At 68.1% G+C, this 12,912-nt stretch carries 12 protein-coding genes and 1 pseudogene; 4 read left to right on the forward strand and 9 right to left on the reverse strand.

Annotation, left to right across the window (positions count from 1 at the left end; genetic code table 11):
* Positions 1-76 precede the first annotated feature (76 nt).
* Positions 77-787 carry an HAD family phosphatase gene (locus A5728_RS12695; RefSeq protein ID WP_064847407.1) on the forward strand — a complete coding sequence of 237 codons (711 nt, stop codon included), beginning with the start codon at positions 77-79 and terminating at the stop codon, positions 785-787.
* 47 nt (positions 788-834) lie between these two features.
* On the opposite strand, the gene A5728_RS12700 is transcribed toward A5728_RS12695, so the two are convergent.
* The gene (locus A5728_RS12700; RefSeq protein WP_064847408.1) at positions 835-1,680 is read right to left on the reverse strand and encodes a CoA ester lyase; all 846 of its coding nucleotides are present in this window, start codon (positions 1,678-1,680) and stop codon (positions 835-837) included.
* Positions 1,681-2,097: 417 nt separating this feature from the next.
* Entirely contained in the window at positions 2,098-3,195 is a 1,098-nt protein-coding gene (locus A5728_RS12705; RefSeq protein ID WP_064847409.1) for a glutathione S-transferase family protein, read from the reverse strand.
* Positions 3,196-3,357: 162 nt separating this feature from the next.
* On the opposite strand from A5728_RS12705, the gene A5728_RS12710 reads away from it, so the two are divergent.
* Both A5728_RS12710 and A5728_RS12715 read left to right on the forward strand, forming a co-directional pair.
* Positions 3,358-4,233 carry a hypothetical protein gene (locus A5728_RS12710; RefSeq protein ID WP_156523466.1) on the forward strand — a complete coding sequence of 292 codons (876 nt, stop codon included), beginning with the start codon at positions 3,358-3,360 and terminating at the stop codon, positions 4,231-4,233.
* A gap of 56 nt (positions 4,234-4,289) precedes the next feature.
* Positions 4,290-4,775: a MarR family winged helix-turn-helix transcriptional regulator gene (locus tag A5728_RS12715; RefSeq protein ID WP_064847411.1), complete on the forward strand. Its 486-nt coding sequence runs from the start codon at positions 4,290-4,292 to the stop codon at positions 4,773-4,775.
* 622 nt (positions 4,776-5,397) lie between these two features.
* Here the strand turns inward: A5728_RS12715 and catA are convergent.
* Entirely contained in the window at positions 5,398-6,282 is an 885-nt protein-coding gene (catA, locus tag A5728_RS12720) for a catechol 1,2-dioxygenase (protein WP_064847435.1), read from the reverse strand.
* A 396-nt stretch (positions 6,283-6,678) separates the two neighbouring features.
* Here catA and A5728_RS12725 point away from each other — a divergent pair, with 396 nt between their 5' ends.
* Positions 6,679-7,293: a Rieske 2Fe-2S domain-containing protein gene (locus A5728_RS12725; protein ID WP_064847412.1), complete on the forward strand. Its 615-nt coding sequence runs from the start codon at positions 6,679-6,681 to the stop codon at positions 7,291-7,293.
* A gap of 340 nt (positions 7,294-7,633) precedes the next feature.
* Here the strand turns inward: A5728_RS12725 and A5728_RS12730 are convergent, their stop codons facing one another.
* The 6 genes and pseudogenes from A5728_RS12730 to A5728_RS12755 all read right to left on the reverse strand — a co-directional run bounded on the left by A5728_RS12730 (position 7,634) and on the right by A5728_RS12755 (position 12,899).
* The gene (locus A5728_RS12730; protein WP_064847413.1) at positions 7,634-8,734 is read right to left on the reverse strand and encodes a mandelate racemase/muconate lactonizing enzyme family protein; all 1,101 of its coding nucleotides are present in this window, start codon (positions 8,732-8,734) and stop codon (positions 7,634-7,636) included.
* A 31-nt stretch (positions 8,735-8,765) separates the two neighbouring features.
* Positions 8,766-9,647, reverse strand: coding sequence for a LysR family transcriptional regulator (locus A5728_RS12735; RefSeq protein ID WP_064847414.1), 882 nt, complete (start codon positions 9,645-9,647; stop codon positions 8,766-8,768).
* Positions 9,648-9,763: 116 nt separating this feature from the next.
* A pseudogene (locus A5728_RS12740) lies at positions 9,764-10,144 on the reverse strand (MFS transporter); the annotation flags it as partial.
* 54 nt (positions 10,145-10,198) lie between these two features.
* The gene (locus A5728_RS12745; protein ID WP_064847416.1) at positions 10,199-10,546 is read right to left on the reverse strand and encodes a hypothetical protein; all 348 of its coding nucleotides are present in this window, start codon (positions 10,544-10,546) and stop codon (positions 10,199-10,201) included.
* Positions 10,547-10,709: 163 nt separating this feature from the next.
* Positions 10,710-11,111 (reverse strand): AMP-binding protein, encoded by a 402-nt coding sequence (locus tag A5728_RS14595; protein ID WP_064847417.1) that lies wholly within the window; start codon positions 11,109-11,111, stop codon positions 10,710-10,712.
* A 78-nt stretch (positions 11,112-11,189) separates the two neighbouring features.
* Entirely contained in the window at positions 11,190-12,899 is a 1,710-nt protein-coding gene (locus A5728_RS12755) for a long-chain-fatty-acid--CoA ligase (RefSeq protein WP_064847418.1), read from the reverse strand.
* Positions 12,900-12,912: the final 13 nt, after the last annotated feature.

Genomic DNA, 12,912 nt, shown 5'->3' on the forward strand with positions numbered 1-12,912 from the left:
CTGCCCACCGGGATCACGCCCGGAGCGCCGCGCGGACACGCCGGACGCGTCGGGGGCGCGTGGTTGACTGGGGGGCATGGATACCACCCTGCCCGGCCCGGGCCCGCACTGGCGCCCGCGCGCCGTCGTCTTCGACTGCGACGGCGTGCTCATGGACACCGAGAGCGCGTGGGCGCGTGTGCAGGCCCAGGTCGCCGAATCGTTCGGCGTGACGCTCGACGAGCGCGCGGGCACGTCCCTCATGGGGCTGTCCGCCGCGGACGTGGCCCGGGACATCTCGCGGCGCGCGGCAGCCGTGGCCGAGCAGCGGAACGAGCCCGCTCCCGGGTTCGACGCCGTGTACGAGCGGCTCGTGCGCACCGAGGAGGACGTGGTCGGTGAGGTCCTGGAACCGCTACCGGGCGCGATCGAGACCGTGCGGGCGTGCGCCCAGCGGGTCCCGGTAGCCGTGGCGAGCAACTCCACCCGCGGGATCCTGGATCGGAAGATGCACGCGATCGGCCTCGCGGACGTCGTCGTGACGTGGGTCAGCGCGCAGGACGTACCCCGCGGCAAACCCGCCCCGGACATCTACGAGGAGGCCGCGCGGCGCCTGGGCGTGGAGCCCGCGGACGCGCTCGCTGTCGAGGACTCCCCCGCGGGCACCGCAGCCGCGGTCGCCGCGGGACTGTGGGTGCTGGGAGTGCCCCACGGCCACGACGAACCCATCACGTCCCACTTCCGGGCGGAGTCGCTGGCCGACCCCGCGGTCGGGGACATGCTGCGGGTGTGGGGACTGCCGCTGTAGGTGCGGGGAGTCCGCAGCTGGGCCCACTGGACGGACCCCGCGGCGGATCAGCTGTTCCAGAGGCCGTAGGTCTCCGCGAGTTCCGAGACCTTCTTGGCGCGCGCGAGGCGCGGGAGGTAGGAACCGTCCGCACCGGCGTGACCGGACTCGGCCTGCTCGATCATCTCACGGGCCCAGCGGATCTCCTGATCGCTCGGGGCCAACGCGTGATTGATGCCGTCCGTCTGGTCCGGGTCCAGGCACAGCTTGCCCGTCATGCCCATGGACTGCGTGACCTTGCACGCGGCCTCGAGCTCCGCCCCGGACACCCCGTTGGTGGGGCCGTCGATGGGACCGGGCAGCTCACCCACGCGCGACGCCGTGACCAGGGTCGAGCGCGCGAACGCCAGGGCCATGGGGTCCCCCGAGGCACCGGTGTCACGGCGGAAGTCGCCCACACCGAACGCGAGCCGGAACACGCCCGGGGCGCGCGCGATGTCGTACGCGTTCATGAGGCCCACGGCGGACTCGATCAGTGCGACCACAGGGATTCCCGCGTGGCTCATCATGGCGGTCTTGGTGATGTGGTCCGGGTGCTCGGTCTTGGCGAGCACGATGCCCCGCAGGTTGTCGACCTCATTCAGCGCGGCCAGGTCCTTCTCCCAGTGCGGGGTGGTGATGTCGTTGATCCGCACCCATGCGCTCACGCCCTGGTGCATGGCCTCCATCATGTCCTCACGGGCGCGGTCCTTGTCCTCCTCCGGCACCGCGTCCTCGATGTCCAGGATCACGGAGTCCGCTTCCGAGGCCAGCGCGGGCGCGAACAGCGACGTGTCCGCCGCGGACGTCAGCAACCACGAGCGGGAGAGTCGCGCGGGAAGTGCAGCGGCGCGTTGGTTACGGTACGGGGCCATGGGTCTCCTGGGGAAGTGGGTGGGATCGGTCTGGGGGCGTTCGGGGCGGCTCGTCGCACCCCGCGGGACGACGGCGTCAGGGCGCGATTCGTAACCGTGGGATCGGGGTGTCGTCCGGGACCGCGGCGAGCGCCCATCGGGTGCGGTACGGCGGCGGTGCCGCGCGGGTGAAGTCACCCGACACGCGACATCAACCCTAGTACGAGGGGCCATCGAGCGCCGTCGGTCCGGGGCACAAAAGCCCCCGCCGGGGGTTTGTGGGGATCCCACGAGGATGCGCGAACCACCCCGGCGTCGCGCGATGAGAAGCGACCTCCGTACGGCATGGCGTACCCCCGGTGAGGGTGCTCACCACCACACGGGCGCACGCGGCCCCCGGACGGGTCCTGCGCATCGTCCGGGGGCCGCGTGAGGTGATCAGGAGGCGAGCGGGGTGTGGTCCGGGTCCACTCGCTCGTCGTCCCGCACGGGACCCGATGCCGTGGCACCGGGGGCGAACGGGGAGCCGCCCAGCGACTCGCGACCGTGGGGGCTCGTCCAGTTCTCCAGGGACGGGCCGAGCGGCACGATGCCGGACGGGTTGATGTCCCGGTGCACGACGAAGTAGTGCTCCTTGATCTGCTGGAAGTCCACGGTGTCACCGAAGCCCGGGGTCTGGAACAGATCGCGCGCGTAACCCCACAGGTTGGGCATCTCCGTGAGCTTGTTCCGGGACGCCTTGAAGTGGCTCACGTACACCGGGTCGAAACGTGCGAGGGTGGTGAACAAGCGCACGTCCGCCTCGGTGATGTGATCGCCCATGAGGTAGCGCTGGCCGGAGAGCCGTTCCTCGACCCAGTCCATGGCCGTCCACAACCGCTCGTACGCAGACTCGTAGGCCTCCTGCGAGCCCGCGAAACCGCAGCGGTACACACCGTTGTTGATCTCGGTGTAGATGCGGTGCATCACCTCGCGCATCTCGGGCACGAGCTCCTCGGGCCACAGATCGGGGGCGCCCTCCCGGTGGAACTGCTTCCACTCGGTGCTGAAGTCCTCGGTGATCTGCGGGAAGTTATTGGTCACCACTTGGCCCGTGGGGATGTCCACGATGGCCGGCACCGTAATCCCCCGGGGGTAGTCCGGGAAGCGCTTGAAGTAGTTCTCCTGCAGCCGCTCGGTGCCCAGCACGGGGTCACGCCCGTCCGGGTCCAGGTCGAAACGCCACGAACGGGAATCGTGCGTGGGTCCGGGCAGGCCCACCGAGATGGCGTCCTCGAGGCCCAGCAGGCGGCGCACGATCAGCGTGCGGTTGGCCCACGGGCACGCCCGCGCTGCCACCAACCGGTACCGACCGGCCTCCACGGGCCACGCCCGGGCGCCTTCGGCCAGTTCCGCGTGCTCCGGGTCCGCCACGATGCGGTCCTCGATGTAGGTGGTGTCGCGGTTGTACTCCTCGCCCTCGTGGACGTAGGCCCCGGCGGTGGAGTAGCGCCCGTCCTCGGCCTGTTCGATGTTCTGGGTCGTGGAATCCAACATGCTGTACCTTCCGTGAATATATTTTGATGATACGTCACCAATCCTCGAGTGGGGTAGCCCCGGGGTGCCCTGGACCGCGCGGAGGACTCGCGCGGAGGGCTAAAGTGGCCCTGTCGAAACACCCCGCGTGAGCCCGTTGTCCCCTCACCCGAGAACTTGCCCATGACTTCTGCCCCACACCCACGGGACGAGCACGACCCGTCCGATTCCCCCTCCCAGGACGCACCGTCACGCGGCGGCGCGCGGTCACCCGTGCCCGCTCCCCGCGAACGCCCGACCTACGGCATCCGCACCACGGGTCCCGGGGACGCGCAGGGTCCCGGGGGCCCGCAGGGTTCCGCTGACCGGGACACCCAGTCTGCTTCGGGCGGAACGACGGCGCCCGGCTCGGCCGCCTCCCCCGGCTCCCCGACCGCGGCGCCGTCCACTGGGTCCCCGTCCGCCTCGACCCCGCGCCTGGCTGCGTCCCCGTCAGCGGAGGCCCGCGCGGCGTCGTCGCGTGCGGCGCGGCGCATGGGCCGCGGGCTGTCCTTCACCGTGGTCCTGCTGGGGCTGCTCGTCGGCCTCGGTCTGATTGCGCAGGGCGCGTGGCTCGGCTGGGTCATCGGGGCGGTCCTCACTGTGGCCGGGGTCGCGGGGTACGCGCTCGTGCAGACCCGGGCGCTGCCGATCTTCCGGGATCCCACGCAACCCGTGCGCCGTGCGTGGTCCAAGCTGTGGCTGATCCCTGCGGCCCTGCTGCTCCTGGGCCTCGGCTGCATCGCCACGGCCTTCGTAGTCCCCTCGTGGCTCGGGCCCTCCGTGCCCGCGGACCTGCTGGACGACTACATCCTGGCGTTCATCGTGGGTGGGATGACCATGATCGTGGGTGCCGGGCTCGGTTTCGGCCTCGTGGCCACGTCCCGGCTCACCCGGCCCGACGACGACGATTCGCCCCTTCGTCCCACGGACTACGCCGAGCGACTGCGTGACCGGGACCGGCGGGACGAAGGCAACTATTACGATTCGGACTGGATCAGACACGACCCCCGGGACTGACACCCCCGCCCACCCGCCCGCCCCCGCCCCGCGCGGCGCACCACGAGGAAACACCCATGGACAGCACGACCGGCACCCGGCACACGCCGTGGCTCAGCGACACTGAGGACCGGGTGTGGCGCAGCTTCCTGACCCTGTCCCGCAGCATGGAGCGCGCGGTGGACCGGCAGCTGCAACGTGACAGCAAACTGTCCGGATCCGAGTACGAGGTCCTCGTCCCGCTGTCCGAGAGCGACTCGGGGGAACTGCCTTCGCGTGAATTGCTCCGGGAACTGGGCTGGGAACGCTCGCGGTTGTCCCACATGCTCTCCCGTATGGAACGGCGGGACATGATCTGCCGCTCCCCCAGCCCCACCGATGCCCGCGGGCTCGTGGTGGGGATCACCGAGCACGGACGCGAGGTCATCGTGCGCGCGGCCCCCGCCCACCTGGACATGGTGCGTGCCGCGTTCATGGACCGGCTCAGCAAGGAGGAACAGACGGCCCTGGTGAGCATCGCGGACAAGGTGTTGCCGCGCTTGCGGTCCATGGATCTCGCCTGACGGACCTTCGAGCCGTGGTCCTCGCGGTGGACCCCGGGGCTTGCTGCGGCCGGCGGGTCCAGCGGGTTTCCACGAAAAAGGCCCGTTAACAGGGGACGGGTCCTGCCACTTGGGGGATCGGCAGGACCCGTCGGACATCCCGAATCTGGGGGAGATCGGGACGCCGGCCAGCCGGGGGATCATCCGGGCGCGTATTTGGGGGGATGCGCCCGGGCCACTTCGGCCGACAACCCGATTTTATGCAGCAACTACATTGATACGCAAGTAAAGCTACTGATGATCCCGAGAATCGACGAGGACCCCCGGAAATCCGGGGGTCCGCTGCATCACAAGTAGACTTATTTCGTTATATTCACATGCTTTGTATTGTCCCCCGGTCAGGTGTGATCGTCTACACCTGTTTCCCTTCGAGGTTCGGCACCCTTGACCGGTGCAACTGACCGCTGCAGTCGACCGTTGCAATGACCCATCCTCGGCTGGCGCAGCTGTCCGCTGCCGGTGACCCACCTCCAGCCGGCATCGCTGACCGACGCCACCGGTGGGCACGCCAACGAAGGCACCCCACCGCCGTGCGCGAACACGGGGTCGGGGTGCGCCGTCGTAACGGGACCGAGCGAAAGACTCAGCGGCTCTCGCCTTCCTTGGCGAGCACGTAGTCGTACTGAACCTCGTTGCCGGAGCCGTCCGCGCGCTCCTGCACGTCCAGCATGAGCTCGGGCTTCACGGCCGAGGCGATGTCGTCCTCGTTGTGCGGGTCATCCGGGAAGTAGAGCTGCTGGGTGACCAGCTGGTAACCGGGAGCGGAGACCTTGATGTGGATGTGCGCGGGGCGCCACGCGTGCCAACCGGCGGCGGCGATCAGCTGACCGCACGCACCGTCCGTGGGGATCTGGTACGGAGCGGGCTGCATGGTGTGGATCTCGAAGTGCCCGTTCTCGTCGGCCTTGACGGTGCCGCGGAAGAGCCACTCGGGCATGTCCGGCGCGTACTGGGAGTAGAACCCGGCGGCGTCGGCGTGCCAGATCTCCACCTGGGCGTCCTTGATGGGGTTGCCGTCGGTGTCGGTGAAGTCACCGTGGAACAGTAGCGGGGTGCCCTCCTCATCCTCGCGCATCTCGAGCGTGGCAGGGGTCTGCAGTTCGGGGGCGTTCGGCACGTAGTAGGGGCCCTCGATGGTGCCCACGGTGCCCGGGCGCTCCTTGGAGTTGACGTCCTCCACAGTGTGCTCGAGCCACACGTCCAGGAACAGCGGCCACTCACCATCCGTGCCCACCTTGATGAGCCAGGCCTTCAGGGCGTTGTACTCCTCATAGGTGACCTCGTGCTCTTCCACGATGTCGTTGGCAGCCTTGATGAGCGCACCCGCGAGCAGCGAGACGCGCTCCTTGGGGACGTCGAGCTTGGACTTCTTGCCGGAAGCGGCGAAACGCTCGGTGGCCTTGGTACCGGCTTCGACGGCGGTGCCCTGGCTCTCCTTGAGGTGTGCGGCGGAAGGGTTGTCAGTCATGGTGACCTCCACGGTTCTCGTAGCAGATGGGGACGCCCGGGGGTGATGGCAGCGGCCCCTCGCTCCGCGCTCCGGACCCGTCGATCGGATCCCTGGCCGGATGGCGACCGTGAGGCACGCAACTGCGCTCCGTGACGTCCATCTCAGATTAGTGCGGCGAATCTATATTCAACAAATACTTAATCCGGTGTTACTCATTCTATAAAGCGAAAAAATGACCCCAGGTTCAGCCTAGGGTTCCCCCTGATGTGAGTGGGGTCACCCTCCATCAGTATGAGGGATACGCACCTGCTGGTTCACCTGCGGGATCGCGCCCCTCAGGCCCCTCGGCCCCGCACCCGCACCCGCACCACCTCGTGGGCTGACGTCGGCGCCCAATGTTCAAGGAGTTACGCCATGACCGAGACCCTGAGCCGTTTGCACGACGTCCTCGACGGCGCCGTCGAGGACGACCGCACGGAGGGGATCATCCGCGCCAAGCGCGAGATCTTCACCGACGCCGAGATCTTCGAGCTCGAGATGAAGCACATCTTCGAGGGCAACTGGGTGTACCTGGCCCACGATACGCAGATCCCCAACGTGGGCGACTACTTCACCACGTACATCGGCCGTCAGCCCATCGTGATCTCCCGGGACAAGAACGGTGAACTGCACGCCCTGATCAACGCGTGCGCCCACCGCGGTGCCATGCTGTGCCGCCGCAAGACCGACAACCGCACCACGTTCACCTGCCCGTTCCACGGCTGGACGTTCCGCAACTCCGGTGAGCTGCTCAAGGTCAAGGACTCCCGCGGCGCCGGCTACCCGGAGAACTTCAACAAGGACGGCTCCCACGACCTCACCAAGGTAGCCCGTTTCGAGAACTACAAGGACTTCCTGTTCGGATCGCTGAACCCGGATGTCCTACCCCTCGAGGAGCACCTGGGTGACGCCACCAAAGTGATCGACTCCATCGTGGAGCAGTCCCCGGAGGGCCTCGAGGTGCTGCGACTGCATCGCTCCCAAGGGTGAGTCGGACAAGTCCCGCGCCCACCGGATCCGCCAGTACGAGGACTTCTTCAACGCCACCGGTATGGCCACCCGGACGATCTCGAGGAGTTCCGCTCCTGCCAGAAGACGTACCAGGCCACCTCCGCGCCGTGGAACGACATGAGCCGCGGCCGGGATCTATACCAAGTTCGGCATCTATTCCCGCAGCGAGCTCGCGGCCCTGTACCGGAGCAGGAATAACGGGCCCTGCTGGGCCGGGAGTCGAGAGCCGGGACGACCCCGGTGTCGCCACCCGCCCACGACCGCACGCAGGATGCGGCCCGCCCACCCCGCCCCGCGCGAGGGACGGGGGCGGGCCGCCTCAGCGGGCCCGGTAGTAGGCGAGTTTGTCCTCGTCGATCACGGTGCCGACCCCGGGGACGTCCCGCACGTGGATCTTCCCGTCCACGATCCGCAGGGGCTCGGTCAACAGGTCGTCCGCCATGTCCAGGAAGTTGGACAGCTCCCCCGCGCGCTTGGACGTGTGGGAGAAGGCCGCGCCGAAGGTCACGGACGCGATGGTCCCCACCTGGGTGTCGATCTGGTTGCCCACGTAGACGTCCACGCCCAGGCCCTCCGCGAGACCCACTATCTTGGTGGCCTCGGTGAAGCCCGAGCGCGCGGTCTTGATCGCGAGCAGGTTCGCTCCCCCGCTCAACAGTTCCTTGGCCGCCGTGCCCAGGTTCGGGGCGGACTCGTCCGCGGCAATCGGGATGGGCGAGGTGCTTACGAGGCGACGTCGGCCCATGACTTCCCGAGCGTCGTCGGGCTCCTCGAGGAACTCCATGCCGAGGTCCGCGGTGAGGCGCAGGACCTCGGAGGCCTCGTTGGCGCTCCACCCGCGGTTGGCGTCCATGTAGATCCGCGCCTCGGGACCCAGGCCCTCGCGCAGCACGCGGGCGGCCTCGACGTCGAGCGAGACGGGGTGGCGCCCCGTCTTGAGCTTGAAGGTGGTGATCCCGTAGGTCTCCCGGAACTCCAGGGCGATCTCGAGGAGCTGTTCCGCGGGCTTGAACCCCAGCATGTGGGAGACGCTCATGTGGTCGGTGTACCCGCCCAGCAGCGTGGACACGGGTTGTCCGAGCAGCTGGCCGATCGCGTCCCACACGGCGATGTCCACCGCGCCCTTGGCGGTCTGGTTGTGGAAGGTGCGGTCCATGACAGTCTGCATCCGCTCCCGGGCGAAGGCGTCCAGACCGCTGAGCTGCGGGGAGAAGATGTCCTCGATCACCGCCACGATGGACTTCTGGGTCTCACCGTAAGTGTACGGCCGGGGCGGGGTGTCCGCGGTGCCCACGATGCCCTCGTCCGTGTGCACCCGCACGAGGACGTGGTCCGCTTCCGTCACGGAACCCGAGGCGAAGTGCAGGGGGTGCACGTAGGGGATCGAGTAGGGGATCGCCTCGATGCGGGTGATGTTCATGGTCGCCTTTCTTGAGCGGGTGGTGCTCGGGTCAGTCGTGGTCGGTGACGTCCATGACGAGGTTCAGGAAATTGCCCAGCAGGGCCGAGCGGTCGTCCCGCCGCCAGGCCACGGCCATCTCGGTCACGGGGGAATCCTCGAGACCCGCGTAGAGCACGCCCTCGAGCTGCAGCGCCCGCACAGACTCGGGGACCACGGCGATCCCGCTGCTGGCCGCGACAAACGAGAGCATGGTGGAGGTCTCGTGGGTGACCTGCGCGATGCGCAGCTGGAAGCCCGCCCGGCGGCACATCTCGGACACGGTGCGGTACACAGCCGATCCCGGCGGGTAGGACACGAAGTTCTGCTCCTGCAGTTCGTTCGCCGCCACGGGCCGCCCGGACGCCAGGGGGCTGTCGCTGGGCATGGCCACCACGAGCTTCTCCCGGCCCACGATCCGGTACTCGATGTCCTGGGATGCCACGGGAGGGCGCAGGATCGCGGCGTCGAGCGTGTGGTCCCGCAGTCCTGCCTCCATGGCTGGCGTCAGCATCTCGCCCTGCAGGGTGAGGGAGACTCCGGGCAGCTGCTCCTTGGCGTGGCGCACGAGCCGCGGCATGACGCTGTAGGTGGCCGAGCCCGAGAAGCCCACGCGCAGCACCCCGGTGGCGCCGTTGCCCACCTGGTAGACGTCCGCCTTGAGCGTCTCCACCTCGTTGATGATCTGACGTCCGCGGTCCAGCAGCTCCTGTCCGGCCGGAGTCAGGTCCACGCGCCGGGTCGTGCGGTCCAGCAGTTTGACGCCGAGCTGTTCCTCGAGCTGACGGATCTGTTGCGACAACGGCGGTTGCGCCATGTGCAAGCGTTTGGCGGCACGGCCGAAGTGCCGCTCCTCCGCCACTGCGATGAAGTAGTTGAGTTGTCGAAGCTCCATGGTTCTCCCCGGTCCGCGTCCGCCACCTTGATATGGAGTTTAGCCATAATCACAGGGATTAGAAATAGATATTGTCAGAATTTGACGACGCCGAAGTGCACACCGGCGGAAGCCGGGATGCCCTGGAATACGCGCAGCAGGATGAGCAGGATCGCACCCCACGAACCGATGCTCGCGGAGGACGGGATCAGCCCGATCAGCGTGGAGCCGATACCCATGACGAACATGGGCAGGATGAACATCTTCTTCCGGCCCAGTTTGTCCCCGAAGTGACCGAAGATCGCACCGCCCAGGGGCCGCGCGAGGTAGCCCGCGGCGAACGTCCCGTAGGAGGCGATCACGCCGGCCACCGGGTCCAGGTCCTGAAAGAACACGTGCGGGGCCACCAGCGCGGAGGCGGAGGCGTAGAGCAGGAAGTCGTAGTATTCGATGGTGGAGCCCAGGTACCTGGAGAGGATCACGCGGTGCGCTTCCCTGTCCTGCGGCCTGCGATCCATGGACCGCAGCTCGGTCCCCGGGGCGGTGGTTGATGACATGGTGATTCCTCGGGATCAGGCACGTTCGCGCAAGACGTTCTTCTGGATCTTGCCCGTGGTGGTGCGCGGCAGTTCGGCCACGACCTCCACCCGGGTGGGAAGCTTGTAGGTGGCCAGCCCCTCGCGCAGCCGGGTGAGGATCTCGTTCCCGCTCAGCTCGGGGGCGTCCTCGAACAGCACGACGAACGCGCGGCCGGTCTTGCCCCAACGCCCGTCCGGCACACCGATCACGGCCGCTTCCTGGATCTCCTCGAGACCCGGCAGGGCGTTCTCCACCTCCGCGGGGTACACGTTCTCCCCGCCCGAGATGTACATGTCCTTCATGCGGTCCTTGGTGTAGAGGTACCCGTCCTCGTCCTCCACGGCGATGTCCCCGGAGTCACCACGTCCGGGGTGCGGAACTGACGGTGGATGATAATGGTCCCGCCCAGCATGAATGTGGGCAGCGTCATCATGGTCAGCCCGGCAATGTGGAACAGGGGCGCCACGGCCAGGTGGTCCTCGTCCTGGCGCGGGTCCTGACCGATCAGGGTGTTGACGTACTGGTAGAAGAGGTTGCCTGGTGCGTGAGCGTGGCACCCTCGGGCCGGCCCGTGGTCCCGGACGTGTACATGATCAGGGCCAGGTCGTCCTGCTCCACCGGTTCGTCCACGAGCTCCTCGGAACCGGAGGCCAGGAACCGCTCGTACTCCTCCCCGGGTCCGCCGCCGTCCACACTCACCCAGGAGCGCACGCCGGTCAGTTCGGCCTCCAGACCCGCAGCATTCTCGCGTTGGTCCTGCCCGAAGACCACGGTGGTGGCACCGCAGTCGCCCAGAATGTACTCCACTTCCGCCTGCCGCAGTTGGGGGTTCACCAGGACTGCGGCCGCCCCGATCGACCCCGCGGCGAAGAACGTCTCCAGCAGGGCGGGGTGGTTGAGCCCCATGTAGGCCACCCGGCCCCCGTGGCGCACGCCCGTTCGGCAGGAGTTGTTCCGACCGAGCTGATCCCGGCCGATGAGGTGTCAGGAGTCCAACAGGTTGTTCTTGATGATGTCCTGCTTGACCGCTCGCCGCAGGGTCTTACCGAGCATCGTGCGGGGCAGGTCGTCCATGGCCACGATCCGGCGCGGCACCTTGTAGCGGGTGACCTTGTCGTAGCAGTGCTTGCGCAGGGCGTCCTCATCTAGGGTGACCCCGGGTTCCAGCACGACCGCCGCAACCACGGTCTCGTTGCCGTCGTCGTTGGGGATGCCCACCACGGCCGCGTCCGCGACACTGTCGTGCAGTTTCAGGGCGGTCTCCACCTCGGAGGGGGCCACGTTGAAGCCGCCCGTGATCACCACTTCCTTGATCCGGTCCACCACGCGCAGGAAGCCGTCCTGGTCCACCGTCACGATGTCACCGGTGCGCAACCAGCCGTCCTCCGTGAACAGTTTCGCGGTCTCCTCGGGGCGCTTCCAGTAGCCCTGCGTGACCTGGGGGCCCTTGACCAGCAGCTCACCCTCCGCGTCCACGGGAACGTCCTCACCTGTCTCCGGATCCACCATGCGCACGTCCGTGCTGGGGAAGGGGATGCCGATCGAACCCGAACGGCGGTGCTCGTTGAGGGGGTTGCACGCGACCAACGGGGAGCACTCGGTGAGGCCGTAGCCTTCAATCAGCACCCCGCCCGTGGCGTCCTCCCACGTCTCGACCAGGGGCACGGGCAAGGTCATGGCTCCGGACACCGCCACCCGGATGCCGGTGAGATCCTTCCCCTGCTCAGCGGCGGCGTCGAGCACCTTCTGGTACACGGGCGGGACGGCCGGCAGCACCGTGGGCATGCTCTTCTTCATGGCCCGCAGGATGAGGTCCGCGCGCACGGTGGGGAACAGGACGAGCTTAGCGCCCAGGGACATCGCGAACGTGACACCCAGGGTCAGCCCGAAGGCGTGGAACAGGGGCAGCACGCCGTAGACGACCTCGTCGGACGAGCTGTCCAACCAGTGCTGGCCCATCACGGCGTTGGACTCCAGATTGCGGTGGCTCAGCATGGCGCCCTTGGGCAGGCCCGTGGTCCCGGACGTGTACTGCAGCAGGGCGATGTCCGTGGCCGCGGGCCGGGGGTGGTCCTCACGGATCGGGTCGGAGTCCACGAGGGACTTCCACGCGATGGTCCCCGGGGCCGGCTGGGTGAGCTCTCGGCGCTGCTCGGCGAGCTTCTTGAAGGGCATGCGCAGTCCCACGCGCATCATCGTGGGCATGCTCGCGGTGATGTCCACGGCCACGACGTGCTCGACGGCCAGGTCCTTGGGCATCCCGGTGATCCTCGCGGCGACCTTGTCCCACGCGATCACCACGCGCGCACCGTGGTCCTCGAACTGGTGGCGCAGTTCCGGGGTCGTGTACAGCGGGTTGTGTTCCACCACGATGGCCCCGAGCCGCAGGGCGGCGTAGAAGGCCACGATGTGCTGGGGGCAGTTGGGCAGCACGATGGCCACGCGGTCCCCGGCCTGCACGCCCAGCCGCCGCAGTCCTTCCGCGACCCGTCGCACCTGGTCACCGAGCTGCGCGTACGTCATTCCCGCGCCGAAGAACTCGACCGCCGTCTTCGCGCCGTGGCGGGCCACCGATTTCTCGAGCATGTGCACCAGGGAGGTCTCGGGCAGCTCCAGGTCTCGGGGAACGCCGGGGTCGTAGCTCGCCGTCCACGGGCGGGTCGCCAGGAAGTCTCGGGAATTCGTCTCAGCCATGTCAGCGAGGCTA

Origin of the sequence: Kocuria sp. ICS0012 (assembly GCF_001665945.1) — a bacterium.
In the GTDB taxonomy this organism is placed as follows: Bacteria; Actinomycetota; Actinomycetes; order Actinomycetales; family Micrococcaceae; genus Kocuria; species Kocuria marina.

Coding starts and splice junctions, on each gene's coding strand:
- catA (WP_064847435.1), bottom strand. CDS start 6,282: ATGACTGACAACCCTTCCGCCGCACACCTCAAGGAGAGCCAGGGCACC.
- A5728_RS12700 (WP_064847408.1), bottom strand. CDS start 1,680: ATGGCCCCGTACCGTAACCAACGCGCCGCTGCACTTCCCGCGCGACTC.
- A5728_RS12725 (WP_064847412.1), top strand. CDS start 6,679: ATGACCGAGACCCTGAGCCGTTTGCACGACGTCCTCGACGGCGCCGTC.
- A5728_RS12710 (WP_156523466.1), top strand. CDS start 3,358: ATGACTTCTGCCCCACACCCACGGGACGAGCACGACCCGTCCGATTCC.
- A5728_RS12730 (WP_064847413.1), bottom strand. CDS start 8,734: ATGAACATCACCCGCATCGAGGCGATCCCCTACTCGATCCCCTACGTG.
- A5728_RS12705 (WP_064847409.1), bottom strand. CDS start 3,195: ATGTTGGATTCCACGACCCAGAACATCGAACAGGCCGAGGACGGGCGC.
- A5728_RS14595 (WP_064847417.1), bottom strand. CDS start 11,111: ATGGGGCTCAACCACCCCGCCCTGCTGGAGACGTTCTTCGCCGCGGGG.
- A5728_RS12695 (WP_064847407.1), top strand. CDS start 77: ATGGATACCACCCTGCCCGGCCCGGGCCCGCACTGGCGCCCGCGCGCC.
- A5728_RS12715 (WP_064847411.1), top strand. CDS start 4,290: ATGGACAGCACGACCGGCACCCGGCACACGCCGTGGCTCAGCGACACT.
- A5728_RS12755 (WP_064847418.1), bottom strand. CDS start 12,899: ATGGCTGAGACGAATTCCCGAGACTTCCTGGCGACCCGCCCGTGGACG.
- A5728_RS12735 (WP_064847414.1), bottom strand. CDS start 9,647: ATGGAGCTTCGACAACTCAACTACTTCATCGCAGTGGCGGAGGAGCGG.